Annotated in this window: 22 protein-coding genes and 1 tRNA gene; 10 read left to right on the top strand and 13 right to left on the bottom strand. The window is 67.1% G+C overall.

Annotated features, from left to right (window positions below; translation table 11 throughout):
• Positions 1-53 precede the first annotated feature (53 nt).
• From QAR72_RS14410 to QAR72_RS14390, 5 genes are all read right to left on the bottom strand, one after another.
• Positions 54-251, bottom strand: coding sequence for a CsbD family protein (locus QAR72_RS14410; protein WP_304618077.1), 198 nt, complete (start codon positions 249-251; stop codon positions 54-56).
• 64 nt (positions 252-315) lie between these two features.
• Positions 316-1,272, bottom strand: a complete 957-nt coding sequence (locus QAR72_RS14405; RefSeq protein WP_304618076.1) for a 2-hydroxyacid dehydrogenase — start codon at positions 1,270-1,272, stop codon at positions 316-318.
• Positions 1,269-1,601: a tRNA-binding protein gene (locus tag QAR72_RS14400; RefSeq protein ID WP_304618075.1), complete on the bottom strand. Its 333-nt coding sequence runs from the start codon at positions 1,599-1,601 to the stop codon at positions 1,269-1,271. The genes QAR72_RS14405 and QAR72_RS14400 overlap by 4 nt, the downstream gene beginning before the upstream one ends.
• Positions 1,598-2,413: a pyrroline-5-carboxylate reductase gene (gene proC / locus QAR72_RS14395; RefSeq protein WP_304618074.1), complete on the bottom strand. Its 816-nt coding sequence runs from the start codon at positions 2,411-2,413 to the stop codon at positions 1,598-1,600. The genes QAR72_RS14400 and proC overlap by 4 nt, the downstream gene beginning before the upstream one ends.
• Positions 2,414-2,448: 35 nt before the next feature.
• Positions 2,449-2,952, bottom strand: a complete 504-nt coding sequence (locus tag QAR72_RS14390; protein ID WP_304618073.1) for a YbjN domain-containing protein — start codon at positions 2,950-2,952, stop codon at positions 2,449-2,451.
• Between the two features lie 215 nt (positions 2,953-3,167).
• Between QAR72_RS14390 and cobD the strand changes: the two genes are divergently transcribed.
• The 5 genes from cobD to QAR72_RS14365 all read left to right on the top strand — a co-directional run bounded on the left by cobD (position 3,168) and on the right by QAR72_RS14365 (position 6,482).
• Complete coding sequence (cobD, locus tag QAR72_RS14385) at positions 3,168-4,130, top strand: threonine-phosphate decarboxylase CobD (protein ID WP_304618072.1); 963 nt, start codon at positions 3,168-3,170, stop codon at positions 4,128-4,130.
• Positions 4,131-4,161: 31 nt separating this feature from the next.
• The gene (locus tag QAR72_RS14380; RefSeq protein ID WP_304618071.1) at positions 4,162-4,650 is read left to right on the top strand and encodes a hypothetical protein; all 489 of its coding nucleotides are present in this window, start codon (positions 4,162-4,164) and stop codon (positions 4,648-4,650) included.
• A gap of 58 nt (positions 4,651-4,708) precedes the next feature.
• On the top strand, positions 4,709-5,614 hold the full coding sequence (ppk2, locus tag QAR72_RS14375; protein WP_304618070.1) for a polyphosphate kinase 2: 906 nt from the start codon (positions 4,709-4,711) through the stop codon (positions 5,612-5,614).
• A 90-nt stretch (positions 5,615-5,704) separates the two neighbouring features.
• Entirely contained in the window at positions 5,705-6,016 is a 312-nt protein-coding gene (locus tag QAR72_RS14370; RefSeq protein WP_304618069.1) for a DUF1330 domain-containing protein, read from the top strand.
• 4 nt (positions 6,017-6,020) lie between these two features.
• Positions 6,021-6,482, top strand: a complete 462-nt coding sequence (locus QAR72_RS14365) for a tellurite resistance TerB family protein (RefSeq protein WP_304618068.1) — start codon at positions 6,021-6,023, stop codon at positions 6,480-6,482.
• Here QAR72_RS14365 and QAR72_RS14360 read toward each other — a convergent pair.
• Genes QAR72_RS14360 through QAR72_RS14350 form a run of 3 tightly spaced genes read right to left on the bottom strand, consistent with a single transcriptional unit; the run spans position 6,479 to position 9,836 of the window.
• On the bottom strand, positions 6,479-7,789 hold the full coding sequence (locus QAR72_RS14360; protein ID WP_304618067.1) for an NAD(P)/FAD-dependent oxidoreductase: 1,311 nt from the start codon (positions 7,787-7,789) through the stop codon (positions 6,479-6,481). The genes QAR72_RS14365 and QAR72_RS14360 overlap by 4 nt on opposite strands.
• Positions 7,786-9,141 (bottom strand): glutamine synthetase family protein, encoded by a 1,356-nt coding sequence (locus QAR72_RS14355; protein ID WP_304618066.1) that lies wholly within the window; start codon positions 9,139-9,141, stop codon positions 7,786-7,788. The genes QAR72_RS14360 and QAR72_RS14355 overlap by 4 nt, the downstream gene beginning before the upstream one ends.
• Complete coding sequence (locus tag QAR72_RS14350; protein ID WP_304618065.1) at positions 9,138-9,836, bottom strand: type 1 glutamine amidotransferase; 699 nt, start codon at positions 9,834-9,836, stop codon at positions 9,138-9,140. Before QAR72_RS14350 ends, QAR72_RS14355 begins: the two co-directional genes overlap by 4 nt.
• 154 nt (positions 9,837-9,990) lie before the next feature.
• On the opposite strand from QAR72_RS14350, the gene QAR72_RS14345 reads away from it, so the two are divergent.
• The 5 genes from QAR72_RS14345 (at position 9,991) to QAR72_RS14325 (ending at position 13,219) form a co-directional block, all read left to right on the top strand.
• Positions 9,991-10,503: a GNAT family N-acetyltransferase gene (locus tag QAR72_RS14345; RefSeq protein ID WP_331497661.1), complete on the top strand. Its 513-nt coding sequence runs from the start codon at positions 9,991-9,993 to the stop codon at positions 10,501-10,503.
• Between the two features lie 6 nt (positions 10,504-10,509).
• Complete coding sequence (locus QAR72_RS14340; protein ID WP_304618064.1) at positions 10,510-10,842, top strand: MliC family protein; 333 nt, start codon at positions 10,510-10,512, stop codon at positions 10,840-10,842.
• 66 nt (positions 10,843-10,908) lie between these two features.
• Positions 10,909-10,985: transfer RNA gene (locus tag QAR72_RS14335), tRNA-Arg, on the top strand.
• Between the two features lie 60 nt (positions 10,986-11,045).
• Positions 11,046-12,320: an NDP-hexose 2,3-dehydratase family protein gene (locus QAR72_RS14330; protein ID WP_304618063.1), complete on the top strand. Its 1,275-nt coding sequence runs from the start codon at positions 11,046-11,048 to the stop codon at positions 12,318-12,320.
• Complete coding sequence (locus QAR72_RS14325; RefSeq protein ID WP_304618062.1) at positions 12,320-13,219, top strand: hypothetical protein; 900 nt, start codon at positions 12,320-12,322, stop codon at positions 13,217-13,219. The genes QAR72_RS14330 and QAR72_RS14325 overlap by 1 nt, the downstream gene beginning before the upstream one ends.
• Before the next feature lie 53 nt (positions 13,220-13,272).
• Here the strand turns inward: QAR72_RS14325 and QAR72_RS14320 are convergent, their stop codons facing one another.
• From QAR72_RS14320 to QAR72_RS14300, 5 genes are all read right to left on the bottom strand, one after another.
• Positions 13,273-13,920 (bottom strand): outer membrane protein, encoded by a 648-nt coding sequence (locus QAR72_RS14320; protein ID WP_304618061.1) that lies wholly within the window; start codon positions 13,918-13,920, stop codon positions 13,273-13,275.
• Positions 13,921-14,075: 155 nt separating this feature from the next.
• Complete coding sequence (locus QAR72_RS14315) at positions 14,076-14,372, bottom strand: hypothetical protein (protein ID WP_304618060.1); 297 nt, start codon at positions 14,370-14,372, stop codon at positions 14,076-14,078.
• Between the two features lie 99 nt (positions 14,373-14,471).
• Complete coding sequence (locus tag QAR72_RS14310; RefSeq protein WP_304618059.1) at positions 14,472-15,497, bottom strand: Hint domain-containing protein; 1,026 nt, start codon at positions 15,495-15,497, stop codon at positions 14,472-14,474.
• Between the two features lie 124 nt (positions 15,498-15,621).
• Entirely contained in the window at positions 15,622-15,972 is a 351-nt protein-coding gene (locus QAR72_RS14305; protein ID WP_304618058.1) for a hypothetical protein, read from the bottom strand.
• On the bottom strand, positions 15,965-16,219 hold a 255-nt coding region (locus QAR72_RS14300), incomplete at its 5' end, for a sigma factor-like helix-turn-helix DNA-binding protein (RefSeq protein ID WP_304618057.1). The genes QAR72_RS14300 and QAR72_RS14305, both read right to left, overlap by 8 nt.

The raw sequence follows: 16,219 nt of genomic DNA, 5'->3' as shown, positions 1-16,219 counted from the left end.
TGACACGAAAAAAAGGGCGCCCGATGGGCGCCCTTTCCGTTCATGTCCGGCGATCAGCGGTCGCGGAAATGGTCGTCGATGTGCTTTTCGGCCTCGTTCTTCGTCCAGCCGTACTTTTCCTGCAGCTTGCCGGCCAGCTTGTCCTTGTTGCCGTCGATGACATCCAGTTCGTCATCGGTCAGCTCGCCCCATTTTTCCTTGGCCGAGCCCTTGAGCTGCTTCCATTTGCCTTGGATGATATCCCAGTTCATGTCGGTCTCCTGCAGTTTCTGCGTGGTATGCGGGAACAACGACAAGCAGGCCGCGCCGGTTCCCCTAGCGCGGCGGCAGAACCGGGTCGCGCAGCGGGCGGCCCTCGGCATGGGCGATCAGGTTTTCCAGCGCGCGCAGGGCCATGTCGGTCCTGACCTCGTCCGTGGCGGTGCCCAGATGCGGCAGCAGCGTGGCGTTTGGCGCGGCGATCAGTGCGGGCGGCACATGCGGCTCGGCGGCATAGACGTCGAGGCCCGCCCCCGCGATCGTGCCCGTTTCCAGCGCGGCGATCAGTGCGGGCTCGTCCACCACATCGCCCCGCGCGATGTTGATCAGGACCGAGTGCGGACCAAGCGCGGCCAGTTCCGCCGCCCCGATCATGCCTCGCGTCCCCGCCCCGCCCGGCACGGCGATCACCGCCACGTCGCTGGCGCGCAGCAATTCGTGCAGTTCGCGGATGCGCTGCGCGGGAATGTCCAGCGCCGAGACGGCCGAGCGGTTGAAGAACATCACCTCCATCCCGAAACCCAGATGGCAGCGCCGGGCGATGGCCTTGCCGATCCGGCCCATGCCGATGATCCCGACGCGCCGCCCTGTCACATCGCGGCCGAGAAGCTGCGTCGGGTTCCAGCCCTGCCACGCCCCGGCGCGCAGGATACGTTCGCCCTCGGAAGCGCGGCGCAGCGTCATCAGGATCAGCGTCATCGCCAGATCGGCGGTGGCGTCGGTCACGACATCGGGCGTGTTGGTGACGGTCACACCCGCCGCATCGGCCGCCGCGATGTCGATATGATTGTAGCCCGCGCCGAAATTGGCCAGAATCCGGCAGCGCAGCGGCCCATCGAAGGCGGCCGCCGTGAAGGCATCGCCAAGCGTCGGGATGATCGCGTCGTAATCGCGCATCGCCTGCGCGGCCCCGGCTTCGGTCAGCGGATCATTGCCGCGAAAGGTCGCATCGAAGCGCGCATTGATCGCCGCCGTCGCGCGTTCGGTCATTGGGCGCGTCACCAGCAGCTTCAATAGAGCCTCCCGCCATTCGGCACGTCCAGATCAGGGCGGATCAGCACGACCTCGCCTTCGGGGTCGGGCACGCCCAGCACCAGCACCTCGGAGCGGACGGGCCCGATCTGGCGCGGCGGAAAGTTAACCACGCACAGGACCTGCTTGCCGATCAGCGTCTCGGGTGCGTAATGCCGCGTGATCTGGGCCGAGGATTTCCGCTCGCCCAGTTCGCCCAGATCCAGCCACAGCTTGATGGCAGGCTTGCGCGCCTCGGGGAAGGGTTCGGCGCGGGTGATCGTGGCGACGCGGATATCGACCTTGAGGAAATCGTCGAAGCTGATCGTCATGCCGCGCCCCGGCCCAGTTGGCGGCCGCGTTCGGTCGCGGCGGCGATGGTGCGCACCATCAGGGGCGGCAGGCCGCGTTCGGCGTCCATCAACTCGCGCAGCCCCGCCGCCGTGGTGCCGCCGGGCGAGGTGACGTTCTCGCGCAGCCGCGCAGGGTCTTCGTCCTCATGCACGGCCAGCGCGCCCGCCCCGGCGACGGTTGCCCGCGCCAGATCCAGCGCCAGCGCGGGGGCAAGTCCCTGCGCCTCGCCCGCGGCGGCCATCGCCTCGATCATGTGGAACACATAGGCCGGGCCGCTGCCCGACAGGGCGGTGACGGCGTCCATCTGGTCCTCGGATTCCAGCCGGACGACGCGGCCCACGGCGGACATCAGCAATTCGGCCAGCGCCAAATCGCTGTCACCCGCGCGTGCATTGCCGATCATGGCCGAGATCCCCTGCCCGATCGCCGCGGGCGTGTTGGGCATCACGCGCACGATGGGCGCGCCGGGAAAGGCCGCCTCGAAAGCCGCGATCGTGGTGCCGGCGGCGACCGAGACGACCAGAGTATCGGTCAGGCGTGGCATCTGGCCCAAGGCGTCGGCCATCATCTGCGGCTTGACGGCCAGGACCAGCACCGCCGGGCTGTCGGGCAGGTCGGCATTCACCCGCAGGCCCTTGTCCTGCCATTCGGGCGCGAGCCTCGGGTCGATCACCGTGACCGCGCCGGGGTTCAGCCCGCGCGCCAGCCAGCCCTTCAGCATCGCGCCGCCCATCCGGCCGCAGCCGACCAGAACCAGCCCGCGCCGGTTGATGTCGTCGAAATCGCTCATCTTTCCCCCGCATCAGCTTGGGGGCAAGGCCCCCGTCAGGCGCGACCGTAGGTCTCGCCCAAAGCGATGTCCAGCGCGGCGGCGGGGCTGCTGTTGCCCCAGGCGACCAGCTGGAACGAGGGGTAGAACCGCTCGCAGGCGGTCAGCGCATTGCCGATCATCTGGTCGATCTGCTCGGCCGAGGCGATGGCGTCGCCCGCCAGAACCAGCCCGTAGCGCCAGACCATCAGCCGCTGCTGCACCCAGAAGGTGAAGCCGCCATCCCAGACCTGGTCATTGGCCAGGTTCAGCGTCTCATACAGCGCGGCCATCCGGTCCGAGGGCGGGTCCATGTCGAAGGTGCAGATCAGGCGCAGCACCTCTTCCGGCGGCGACCATGCCAGCGTCAGGGAATAGCTCCGCCACTGCCCCTCGACCACCATGGCGATCTGGTCGTCGGCGACGCGGTCGAAATCCCAGTCGTGATGAGTGGCGACGGCCTCGACAATGTCGATGGGGTGGATTTCGTCGCTGGCGATGTAGTGGTCGGTCTGTGCCATGCCTGCCTCGTCCTTCGCCGGATGCGGTTCTGCTGCCGCTAGCCCTATGGCGACGCCGCTAGATAAGGCAGGGTCGCCGGAATGTTCTTACCAGATATCGTGTGCGGCTTTCCGGGAGGTGTAAAGTAAAATTTCGTTAACGCATTGCCTGTGGACAGATTGCGTCCTAGCAGCAGGGGCTGTGCATAAACCGGGCCAAGGGCAGGATCGCAGGGATGAAGCGGGATCATGGGGGCGATCTGGACGAAGCGCGGGCGCGGTTCGGCGGCGATGACTGGATCGACTTGTCCACAGGAATCAACCGCAACCCCTGGCCGGTGCCGCCCCTGTCCGCCCAAAGCTGGACCGCGCTGCCGGAGGTCCGGGCCGAATCGCGCCTGATTCGAGAGGCCGCGTCGTGGTTCGGCTGCCCCCCTGATCACGTCCTGCCGATGGCGGGGGCGACGGCGGCCATCCAGGCCCTGCCCCGACTTGACCGGCCCGGCCGGGCGGCGGTTCTGTGGCCCAGCTACAACGAACACGGCGCCAGTCTGACGGCGGCGGGATGGGAGGTCACGCGGCTGGCCGATCCGCAGCGGATGGAGGGCGCCGATCTGGCCGTCGTGGTGAACCCCAACAACCCCGACGGCCGCGAATGGCCGCCCGAGGCTCTGGCCCGGCTGGCCGCCAAGGTCGGACGTCTGGTCGTGGACGAAAGCTTCGCCGATCCGCGTCCGGACCTGTCGCTGGCCCGCGCCATCCCCGACAACACGGTGATCCTGCGCAGCTTCGGCAAGTTCTGGGGTCTGGCGGGGCTGCGCCTCGGGTTTGCACTGGCCCGTCCCGACACGCTGGCCGCCCTGCGCGAGATCGCGGGCCCCTGGTCCGTCAGCGGCCCCGCGCTTGAGATCGGGGCCATGGCGATGGCCGACCGTGCCTTTGCGGACGAAACCATCGTCTATCACAGCGAGGCCGGGCTGTGGCTGGACATTCAGGCCGCCCGCGCGGATTGGGATTGCGTCGGCGGCACGCATCTCTTCCGGCTGTATGCCACGCCCGACGCAAGGGCCGCGCAGGACAGGCTTGCCCGCGCCCGGATCTGGTCGCGGCGTTTCCCCTGGTCGGATCGCTGGTTGCGTCTGGGCATTCCCGGCACGCGCGAGGAACGCGACCGCGTGGCGGATGCATTGCGCGGCTGACAAAGTCCGCGCCAGCAGGCAGGATGGCGCCATGACCGCGCCGCTCTTGTTCATCCTTGCCGCTCTTGCCCTGACGCTGTCGCCGCAGAAGGCTGCGGCCGATGCGGCGCTGATCATCCTCGACCGGGGGCAATTGCCCTTTGAACTGGGGCCGGGCCATCCGGCCAACAGCCCGACCCGGCCCGGCAACGCGCCCCATGCCTCGTGGAATTCGGGCGCGAACACGGCGAATGGCGGGTCGGTCTGGCAGAACCGGCCCTCCAATCCCGCGAACGAGAACCGGCTGATCTTTACCGCGCATGGCGACGTTCTGGGCTATTACGCGCCGAATGCGGGGGGCGTGCTGAACCTCTTCGACGTGAACGGGCGGCGCGTCGCCTATCGCCCGGCGCGGGGGACGAAAAGCCTGTTCTCCACCTCGGGGCAATGGTGCGGCACGGTGGACAGCCCGCGCGGCGGGGGCATGGTGCTGGCCATGACGCCGGAATGCGCGCGGCTTTTCTCGGGGCACGGGGGCTGACGCAAAACCGTTACCATCGCGCCTTACCAAGCCGCAAACCCCTTCGCAGGAGACGAGGATGGACGACAGCGCCAAGGACTGGCTGGCCGCCGAGCTTCAGGAAACGCTGGACGAGGATGTCGAGATCGAGCTTGAAGATGCCGTCCTCTCGGAGGAGATCCGGCGCATCTATCGCAGCCATCACCCCGACCAGATGGACCGCAAGCTCTATTTCACCGAGCTTCTGCGCCTGCAATCCGAACTGATCCGGCTGCAGGACTGGGTCAGCCACCACAAGGAGAAGGTCGTCGTCATCTTCGAGGGCCGCGACAGCGCCGGAAAGGGCGGCGCGATCAAGCGCATCACGCAGCGCCTGAACCCCCGCGTGGCGCGTGTCGTCGCCCTGCCCGCGCCGTCGGACCGCGAAAAGACGCAATGGTATTTCCAGCGCTACGTCCCCCACCTGCCGGCAGGGGGCGAGATCGTGCTGTTCGACCGCAGCTGGTACAACCGCGCGGGGGTCGAACGCGTGATGGGCTTCGCGACCGAGGATCAGGTCGAGCAGTTCTTTCAGGACGTGCCGGAATTCGAACGCATGCTGGTGCGGTCGGGCATCAGGCTGGTCAAATACTGGTTCTCGGTCACCGACGAGGAACAGCAGATGCGCTTTCTGATGCGCATCCACGACCCGCTGAAACAGTGGAAGCTGTCGCCCATGGACCTGCAATCCCGCGTCCGGTGGGAGGCCTATACCAAGGCCAAGGAAGAGATGTTCGAGCGCACGAACATCCCCGAGGCGCCGTGGTACATCGTGCCGGGCAACGATAAGAAGCGCGCGCGGCTGAACTGCATGAGCCACCTGTTGGATCAGATCCCCTACGAGGACGTGCCGCACGACCCGATCTCGCTGCCCGAGCGGGTGTTCAACCCCGATTACGAACGCGAGGTTCTGCCACGCGAATTGTATGTGCCGCAGCGCTATTGAGGGCTTTTCCCAAGGTTGCGGAACGCGGCGGGGGGCGTCACTGTTGTCGGATAAGCGGGCCATGTCCGGCCCGCCCGACCAGGAGGAACCATGCCCAAGGGCTACTGGATCGCGCATGTGACGATCGACGACCCCGCCGCCTATGACGCCTATCGCGCGGCCAATGCGGCACCCTTCGCCGAATACGGCGCGCGTTTTCTGGTGCGCGGCGGACCGCAGGACGTGGTCGAGGGCGAGGCCCGCCCCCGCAGCGTGGTGATCGAGTTTCCCAGCATCGAGGCCGCCCACGCCTGCTATCACAGCCCGGCCTATCAGGCCGCCAAGGCGCTGCGCGATCCGGTCTCGGCTGCGGATTTGATCATCGTCGAGGGCTACGGCGCGGGTGGGAACGGGGGCAGCTAGCGCGATGTTCAGGGATCTCCTCAACCGCCTGATGGGCGACACGCCTCCCGCCTCGCCCCTTCAGGGCGAGGATGCGGAACTGGCCATCGCCGCCCTGCTGGTGCGCGTCGCCCGTGCCGACGATCATTACGACGAGGCCGAGCGCCGGCACATCGACCGGGTGCTGGCCTGCCGGCGCGGCCTGACCCCCGATGAGGCCGCCGCCCGCCGCCTTCAGGCCGAAGAGATCGAGGCCGAGGCCGCCGACACCGTCCGCTTTACCCGCCAGATCAAGGACCGCATCGCGCTGGAGGATCGCGCAGGCGTTCTGGCCGCCATGTGGGAGGTCGCCTATGCCGACGACACGCGCGGACCGGACGAGGAGAGCCTGATCCGTCTGGTCGCGGGGCTTCTGGGCGTGACTGACCGCGAGAACGGCCAGATCCGCCATCAGGTGCTGGACCGGATGGGCCTGCCCCGCAGCTAGAATCCCAGCCGGTCGCGCAGCCCATACCACGCCATGCCCGCCACCAGCAGCGGCTGGCGCAGCATCGCACCGCCCGGAAAGGGCCGCCCCGGCACCGAGGCCATCAAGTCGAACCGTTCGGCCTGGCCCGCCACGGCCTCGGCCATCAGGCGTCCGGCCAGATGGGCCAGCGCGACGCCGTGGCCGGAAAAGCCGCTGGCTGACAGGCAGTTCGGCGCGGGCCGGACGAAGCAGGGCATCCGGTTCATGGTGATGGCCAGCGTGCCGCCCCAGGCATGGGTCAGCTCGACCCCGTCAAGTTGCGGATAGACCGCCAGCAGATGCGGGCGCACGACGGCCGCGATGTCGCGGGGAAAACGATAGGTCACGGTCTCGCCACCGCCAAAGACAAGCCGCCGCTGATCGTCCAGCCGCCAGTAGTTCACGACGAATTTCGTGTCTGCCACGGCGATCCGCCCGGGCAGGATCTCGGGGAAGTCATCGCCAAGGGGGCGGGTCGCAACGATGTAGTTGTTGATCGGCATGACGCGGGCCGCGATGCCACGATCAAGGCCGCCCAGATAGCCGTTGCAGGCCAGGATCACATGATCGGCGCGCAGCGTGCCTTGGGCGGTGGCGATCCGGCTGGCCTCGCCCGCGCGGGTGGCATGGTCGATCCGCGTGACCTCGGAGCGTTCATGGATGACCGCGCCCGCCGCCTCGGCCAGACGGGCCAGGCCCAGCACCAGCGACAGGGGCTGCACATGTCCCGCGCCCCGGTCCAAATCGCCGCCCTCATAGGCCCCGCTGCCAAGCGCATGGGCCAGCGCGTCGCGGTCCAGCATCTCGACATGGGGATAATCGTAGCGGGCGGCCAGATGGTCGGCCATCTGGCGGGCATGATCGATCTCGGCCTGGCTACGGCAGGCATGGGCGATGCCGTCGCGGACCGGAACGCCAGCCTCGGCCGCGATCTGGCGGGTCAGGGCCTTGGCCTCCTCGGCCAGATCCCAAAGGCGGCGCGCCATCTGCGGACCAAACCGCGCTTCCAGCCAGTCCACGTCCTGCCGCTGGCCGCTGCCGATCTGCCCGCCATTGCGGCCCGATGCCCCGAAGCCCACGCGCTGCGCCTCGAGAACGACCACCCGGTAGCCGCGACGCGCCAGATGCAGCGCCGCCGACAGCCCGGTATAGCCCGCCCCGATCACCGCGACATCGGCCCGCGCCTCGCCCATCAACGCGGGGCGCGCGTCGGGTGCCCCGGCCTCGGCGGCATAGAGGCTGGGAGGATAGACGCCGGGCCGGTCGTTCAGATGCAGCAGGTTCATACGTTCAGCAGCAGGTGTTCGCGTTCCCACGGGCTGATGACCTGCAGGAACTCCTTGTATTCCAGCCGTTTGACCGCCTCGTAAACGGCGCAGAAATCGCCGCCCAGAACCTCGCGCACGCGTTCGCTTTCCGACAGAAGATCCAGCGCATCGCCAAGATTATAGGGTAGCTCGTCCTCGGACATATAGGCGTCGCCAAGGCATTCGGCGCGCGGATTCTCGGCCTCGATCAGGCCCAGATAGCCGCAGGCCAGGCTGGCGGCGATGCCCAGATAGGGGTTGCAATCCATCCCCGCCAGCCTGTTTTCCAGACGCCGCGCCTCGGGCCCCGAGATCGGCACGCGCAGGCCCGTGGTGCGGTTGTCGCGGCCCCATTCCAGATTGATCGGCGCGGCGAAGTCCGGGACATAGCGGCGATAGCTGTTCACATAGGGCGCCAGCAGCGCGATCACGGCGGGCAGGTGGCGCTGCATCCCGGCGATGAAATGCAGGAAGGCCGGCGTCTCGCGCCCCTGCTCGTCCGAGAACAGGTTACGCCCGGTCGCCATGTCCACGACCGAATGGTGGATATGCATGGCGCTGCCCGGCTCGTCCTCGATCGGCTTGGCCATGAAGGTGGCAAAGCAGTCGTGGCGTAAGGCCGCCTCGCGGATGAGGCGCTTGAAATAGAAGATCTCGTCGGCCAGCGCGACCGGGTCGCCGTGGTTCAGGTTGATCTCGACCTGACCGGCGCCGCCTTCCTGCAGGATGCCGTCGATCTCGAATCCCTGCGCCTCGGCGAAATCATAGATGTCGTCGATGACCTTGCCGTATTCGTCCACCGCGGACATGGAATAGGCCTGCCGCGCCGCCGCCCGCCGGCCCGTGCGTCCCATCGGCGGGATGATCGGCTGGTTCGGGTCGATGTTGCGTGCGACCAGGAAGAATTCCATCTCGGGGGCGACGACGGGCTTCCAGCCGCGCTCTTCATACAGCCGCACGACGCGCTTGAGCACGTTGCGCGGCGCGATGGGCACCGGATTGCCCTGCTGGTCCATCACGTCATGGATGACCTGCACCGTCCAGTCCGCCGTCCAAGGCGCGGCCGTGGCGGTCGAGTAATCGGGCGTCAGGATCATGTCGGGTTCGGTGAAGGCGCCCGACGGGTTGTCGGCCCAGCCCCCGGTGATCGTCTGCAGAAAGATCGAGTTGGGCAGGTAGAACCGTTCCTGCCGCGCGAATTTCGAGGCCGGCATCGCCTTGCCCCGCGCCACGCCCGCAATGTCGGCGACGATGCATTCCACCTCGTCCAGCCGCCGGCCCGCCATGAAGTCGCGCACGGCCTGCGGGGCGTTCTGGGTCCAGTCGCTCATGCCGCGCCCTCCTGCAGGGCACGGGGCGCCTTGAAGAACGCCTCGATCCGGTCGGCCAGCAGCGTCGAATCCTTGGGCGTGCCCATGCGGCGGTCAGCCCCGTCCAGCAGATCGTCGGGCACGACGCCCTTGGCGCGGGTCTCCATCAACCCGCGGATGAAGGCATCCGAGAATTCGGGATGGGCCTGCACGGTAAAGGCGCGGTCGTCATAGGCCAGCGCCGCCGCCTCGCAATGCGCGTTGCGGGCGATCACGCGCGCGCCCGGCGGCAGATCGACGACCTGATCCTGATGCCAGGCATTCAGCGTGATGGTTTCGCCGTCGAAATCGTAATCCTGCGTTCCGACCGCCCAGCCGCCCGGATATTTCACCACGCGCCCGCCAAGCGCCTGCGCGATGATCTGGTGGCCGAAGCAGATGCCGACCAGCGGCACCCCCGCCCCATAGGCGCGGCGGATGAAATCCTCCAGCGGCGGAATGAAGGCATGATCCTCGTAGGCGCCGTGGCGCGACCCCGTCAGCAGCCAGCCGTCCGCGTCATGGATGCCGGCCGGAAACTCCATCGCCTCGACATGCCAGGTGGTGAAGTCGAAACCCCGCCCGGCCAGAAGCTGGACGAACATGTCGGGATAGTCGCCGAGCCTGTCCTTGAGCGGCGCGGGCGACTGGCCGCATTGGAGGATGCCGATACGCATGAATGTCCCTGCTGTTGCGGTATGGCCTCAAGGTAGCCATGGGGGGCGGGGGGCCGCAAGGGGCTGGCCCGCGCTTTCCCGGCGGCTTTCGACAGGCTGGCCCCTGTCGCGCGAAGGGGCTAGGCTGGCGCCGTCAGCAACCGACAGGCATGCCATGACCCAGCCCGAACCGGCCCAGCCCCTTTCCGATATGCCCATGCCGCAGGGCCTGACGATCCGACCCGAACCGCCTACGGATGCCGCGCTGGACCTGCTGTTCCAGCGCCACCATCAGGCGATGCATGCCGATACCCCGCCCGAATCGATCCACATGATGCCGCGCGAGGCGCTGGTCTCGCCCGAGATCGCGTTCTTCGTCCTGCGCGAAGCGGATCGGCCCCTGGCGATGGGCGCGCTGAAGGATCTGGGCGGCGGTCTGGCCGAGATCAAGTCGATGCATGTCCTGTCCGAGACGCGCGGACGCGGCCTGTCGCGCCTGCTGCTGCGCCACATGATCGCCATCGCCCGCCAGAGGGGCTTTGTTCGCCTGTCTCTGGAAACCGGCGCCCAGCCCAGCTTTGCCGCCGCCCGCAGGCTTTACGCCAGCGAGGGCTTTGCCGAATGCCCGCCCTTCGGCGATTACCGGCCCGACCCGAATTCGACCTTCATGACCCTGTCGCTGGATTGATCCCGGATGCGCCTTGCCCTTTCCGCGCTGCTTCTGCTGCTGCCCGCCGCCGCCCTGGCCAATGCCCCCGAATTGCTTCCCGTCACCTATGAATGCGAGCGAGGCGTCACGCTGCCGGTCGTCTATGTGAACGGTCCCGACGGCAGTGCGCAGGCCGTCGCCTGGATCGAGGGCGGCCTGCGCGTCCTGCAGATCGCCCCCTCGGCATCCGGCGCGCGTTATCGCGAGGACGCAGCCGGATACGAGCTCTGGGGCAAGGGCGACGAGGCGACCGTGTCCCACGGCCCCGAAGCGGCTCAGGTGACGCTGCTCTCGGAATGCCGCGCCCTTCCCGGCTGAAGCGCTGCCGGCACGCCATGGGGCTTGGACTTCCGCCGCCCCGGCGCTAGAGATGCATTCGGCGAAGCCTCCGTAGCTCAATTGGATAGAGCACCGGTCTTCTAAACCGACGGCTGCAGGTTCGAGTCCTGCCGGGGGCGCCAGTTTCGCCTGTCACTGTTTTCGCGCGGCAGCAGCGCCGCGCCGCCAGGAGACCATCCCCCATGATCGCAAACACCCTTGCCGACCTCGAGGCGCTACGCGACCTCGCACGCAAGAACTTCAAGGTCGAGAGAGTCGGCATGGACAGCGCGTCCGATTGGGGACTGCATGACGGCGCGCTGCAACACGCGTCGCGGGGATTCTTTGCCGTGGTGGGCGTCCGGTCGCGGACCGAGCCGCGCGCCGAGCAGGTGCTGCTTTATCAACCGCAGGCCGCGATCACGGGCCTTCTGCACAGCGTCCACGAAGGGCAGCGCCATTTCCTGATCCAGGCTCGCGCCGAGCCGGGCTGCGTGGACGAGGTGCAGTTCGGCCCGACGATCCAGTCCACCCCTGCCAATTTCATGCGGATGCATGGCGGGGCCGGTTCGCCCTATGCGGATGAGTTCATAACCTATGACCCGCGCGTCACGATCACCGGCGACACGACGCAATCGGATCTGGGCCAGCGTTACCTGATGAAAAGCAAGCGGCTGATCCTCGCGGAATATCACGGCCCGTTGCAGGCCAAGCCGGGTTTTGTCTGGGCCTCGGCCGACGCGATCCGGGACGCCATCGCGTGCAACTTCTTTCTCAACAACGACCTGCGGGGGCTGCTGTCCCTGTCCGACTGGTCCGCGCAGCCCGGGCGGGCGGGACTGGAACCGGCCTCGCCCTCGGTCATGCGCAGCCTGTCGCGACCGGTCCGCCCCGACCGGCTGGGACGGCTTCACGCCGATCTTGGCACCGCAACGGCGGCCTATGACACCGTCGCGCTGGACCGTCTGGCGAATTGGCGGCTGGACGGGACCGGCCTGCACGAGGTCGAGCCCACGCAGGGTTTCTCGGTCGAGTTCTACAAGGTGCAGGCCGCCCTGCGCGAGGTCGGCAGCTGGAGCCAGCCGCTGGTGAACAGCCACGGCGAGGGGTATTGCGGCCTCGCCCTGCGTCATAATGACGAGGGCGTCGAGGTTCTGGTCCAGGTCGCGCACGAGGCGGGCCTTGCCTCTGGCTCGGGCGTGGCGCCGACCTTCCTGCATTATCCGGGCGCCCGGCGGGGGGCCGTGCCGCAGGGCCGGACGCTGATCGGGACCGTCGAATCCGACGAGGGCGGGCGCTTTTTCCGCGATGTCAGCCGTTACGAGATCTTCACAGCGCCCGATGCGGATCTGCCCTCGGGTCCAAGCTTTCATTGGCTGAACCTGGCAGAGCTGAAGCTGCTGCTTCGCACCTCGAATGTCTGCACGATCCAGATGCGCGGGCTTGCCTCACAGCTTGTCGCGCTGAGGGATGGCTGATGCTGGGCATCTGCATCGTCTTTCTGCTAGCGGACGAATGGGGCGAATTCCTGGCCCGATCAGTCGTGGATCAGATTAGGCGCACGACGACCGGCCCCTATCGCATCTACGGCTACGCCCCCCGCGCCACAGACGCCCATCTGGCGGTCCTGAAAGGGCTGGACGTGACCTTCCTGCCGATTCCCGCGCCCGCCACCAAGGGCATGCGGATCGCGCACGAGCACAGCTTCTTTCTTGACAATCTCGTGACGCATGCCTTCCGCGACGGCTGCGATCATGTTGCGACCTTCGACATGGATTCCTGGCCGGTCAGCGCGGGATGGGACCGGACCTACGGCGCGATGCTATCGCCGCAAACGCCGATTGCCGCAATCGTCAGGACCGAACTGACCGACAACTTCCCCTTTGCCGCCTTCCTGATGATGCCGCGCGGCTTCTGGCGCGAGGGGATCTCGTCCTTCGCCAGCCGGGACGAGGCCTCGCCCAGCCGACGCCCCGGCGAGACGGGCAGCGGCATCCTGGAACAGCTTGCGCGCGAGGGGCGGGACTTTCTGCGGCTGGAGCGGACGAACCGCTGGAACCCGCATCCGATCATCGGCGGGCTTTATGACGACGCGTTCTTCCATCTGGGCGCCGGATCTCGGTCCTCGGTCTTTCTGTCGGACGACCAGCATTACGGCCTGAGCGGCAGGCCACAGCGCAAAGCCTTCGCGGTGGCAGTGAATAGCGCGATCCGTGACTGGGTGCTGGCGGCGATGCAATCGGATCACGACGCGCTTATCGCGGAACTGGCCGAGGGCGAATTGCGCCGCTTCACCCCGATCCGCACCTCTGCACGCGGTATTGCGCTTGAGATTGCGCTGACGCCGTGGTTCGCACGCGTTGGCAACGAGAGCTGAAGATGAACAAGGATGTCCCGGCGCGGGTTGTGCCGCGCCGGGATGTCAGACGGTCAGAACCGGTAACCGACGCGCAGGCGGAAGGTCGTGACCTCGACATTCAGGATGTCGTCGTCGAATTCGTGGTAAAGCACCTCGCCGCCGACCAGCAGGTTGTCCGACACCCGGTGGTCGTAGCCCGCGCCGACCAGATAGCCCACGCCATCCTCGACCGCGAAATTGCCGAGGGCCGCGACCACCGAATTGGTCGAAGCGCCGACCACGCCGGCGACGCCATAGGCCAGACCGTTCCCGATGGGGGTGCCGATCCGGGCCTTCAGACGGGCCGTCGTGTTCACCCGCACCGCATCCGAGCGGCCGAGGATCTCGCGGCCGACGACATAGTCGGTGGCGTCAAAGTCGAACTCGGCGCCGACGACGATGTTGCCCATCTGGTAGTTGTAGCCGGCGAAGAGACCGACCGATTCCCCGTCGCCCGGCAGTTCCAGATCCCCGGCGGGCTTGACAGTGGCGGTGATGTCCGAGCCGCCAAAGGACAGGCCGCCATAGGCGCCAGTCCAGTCGCCCATGGACATGCCGCCCGCAGCGGACGCGACGGTCACGGGGGCGTCGACCGCGGCGGGGATGAAGCCCCCGGCATGTGCGGCCATCGTCGAAAGCGCCAGGGCTGCCGAGGAAGCGAAAGTCTTGGTCAGGCTCATGAATGTCTCCAGCTAGAGTGCAGGTAGGGTTCTGTTTTCAGGAGAGAAATCGGCGTGTCATCGCCCTTCTGTCCCTGTGGGATTACGAGCCGGGAGGGTGCTTCACTTCACGACAGCCCGCGCCATGAACTCAAATATTCGTGAAGCGGGGTGGTTCAGCGCGGCGGATGGCGACGCGACGGACTGACCCTCACGGCCACGAGGCTGGGATCCGGCAAGGGGCCGGACCTCGTATAGGGATACCAGCGCCGGGGCACGGCCTGACTCAGCAGCGCCACGGCGATCAGGGCCAGCATCAGGCTCAGCCAGAGCGGCTGACCGTCGCGCAGCGCCGCGGCCAGCAAGGCGATGCCGGCCACGATGCCCAAGGTACTGCGCCGGAAGCGCGCACCGCAGCCGGCGCAGGTTGTCGTCTGAAGATCGGCTTCTTCGCCACAGCAGGTGCAGAGCACGGGGTTTCCTCCTTGCGGACGGGTTGGGCCTGTTTCGGCAGCGCTGTCGGAAACGGGGCGGCAAGCCGCCCCATCGCCAATGTCGGTTCGTGTAGGCGCTCAGGCGCTCTGTTGAAGCGTCACGCGGTTCTTGACGTGACGGTGGACGATCCCGCGGCCTTCGCGGCCCGTCAGCAGCTTGCGGGCGGCGGCGGGGGCCGTCCGGTCCGTGATGTCCAGAGCCAGCGACGGGAAGATCCGCAGGATCTCGGCCCGGCCTTCCGAGCCGACGGCCTTAAGCGCCTCGGGGCCGGTATAGAGGCTTTCAGTGAAGGTGCCTTCCGACAGAACGACCTCGTGCTTTTCGCACATGAAGTGGGTGTAGGTGACGCCTGCCTCCCACGGCGCCTCCTCGATCCCGGGCAGACCGACCAGATGCTTGGCGGCGACCAGCGCCTCGGACACGTCGAAGAGACGCAGAATGATGCGCGAATTCACCAGCACGCGGTGCTGCGGCGAGACGATCATGTCGCGCGCCGGCATGTCCGGCCCAAGCGCGCCCTGGCGGATGAGGATCGGGCGCATCTTGTCGCCCGCGCGCAGCAGATCGCCCGACAGATGGCGGCTGCCGACCCAGACGATTTCCTGGAAGCCGTTGTCGCGGGTCATCACTGACATGCCGGGCTGCAGGCTGGCCGCAGCAACAAGCCCTAGTTTGGTCTCGATCAGCGTATCAGCCGCAAAGCAGATGGGGCCGCCGGGGAAGGTATAGGGAACCTCCTGCACGGACGTGATCAGCGCGACGGCGCCAAGGATGTTCGGCGCGCCCTCGGGATACATGAAAATGATCTGACTGCCGGATCGCAGGACCACGACCGGCACGCTGCTGCCCAGTGGGACGATCACGCCGGCGACCCGAATGCCAGGCTGCACGGTTCCGGAGCCCAGAACCGTTGCGGTGCGGCCATCGCCCAGGGTGACGCTTTCACCCACGACGAGTTGGCTGTTGTTGTCGGTGACGGTAGTGTTCGTCGCTGCACCGAAGCGATTCAGCAGAAGGTTGGCGCTGTTCGGCGAGAGAAGCGACAGCGAAGCGAGAGAGCCGCTGTAGTTCTGGACGGTAACATTGTTGTTGATGACCGGCATGTGGCAACTCCTGAAGACACGCGTAAACGACGGCGCACAGGCGCCATGCCTCGGTGACTACGAAGGCGATCCGGACAGGTTTCAGAGAATTTGAATTATTTTCGCCGCCTCGTTCCGCTCCTGCTCAGCGCAGGAACAGAAGCCAGATCAGCACGGCCTTGATCAGGACGACGATCCCGACCGGCACCGCGACCTGAGGCCGTGCCATCGCCCGGACCAACGCGGTCGCATGGTCCCGCCACGACTTGCGGACCGGGGCCCCGAACAGACGCGCCTCGATGCCTGGCAGCAGGTCGGGGGCGGGCATGGCGCGGAACTCGGCATTCATGCCGGCCAGACGGCTCTCCCATTCGGCCACCATCTGCCACAGGGAGGCGCTGCGCTTCATGCGCATCTCGAAGGCGGACCGGTCGGCAAGGTCGGTCACGCCCAGCACATATTCGGCGGCCGCGATGGAATCGTCGTCGTCAATCATGGCGCATTCCCAACCCGGCCAGACAATCGCGCAAACGCAAGAGCGACCGCCGCAGCCAGGTCTTCATGGTGTTGACGGGCGTGCCGCTTGCTCGAGCCAATTCTTCGTAACTCCAACCTTCAAGATAGGCGAGCCTGACATAGCTGGCCTTTGAAGGGTCAAGCTGTGAAAGGCAGTGATCAAGTCCCGATGCGATCTGCGAGTTCCATGCCGCGTTCTCGGGGGTGGGCGCGTCAGAGACCGTCTC

Origin of the sequence: Paracoccus sp. (in: a-proteobacteria) (assembly GCF_030604785.1) — a bacterium.
Taxonomy (GTDB): domain Bacteria; phylum Pseudomonadota; class Alphaproteobacteria; order Rhodobacterales; family Rhodobacteraceae; genus Paracoccus.
This window is presented reverse-complemented; position numbering and strand designations above follow the sequence as displayed.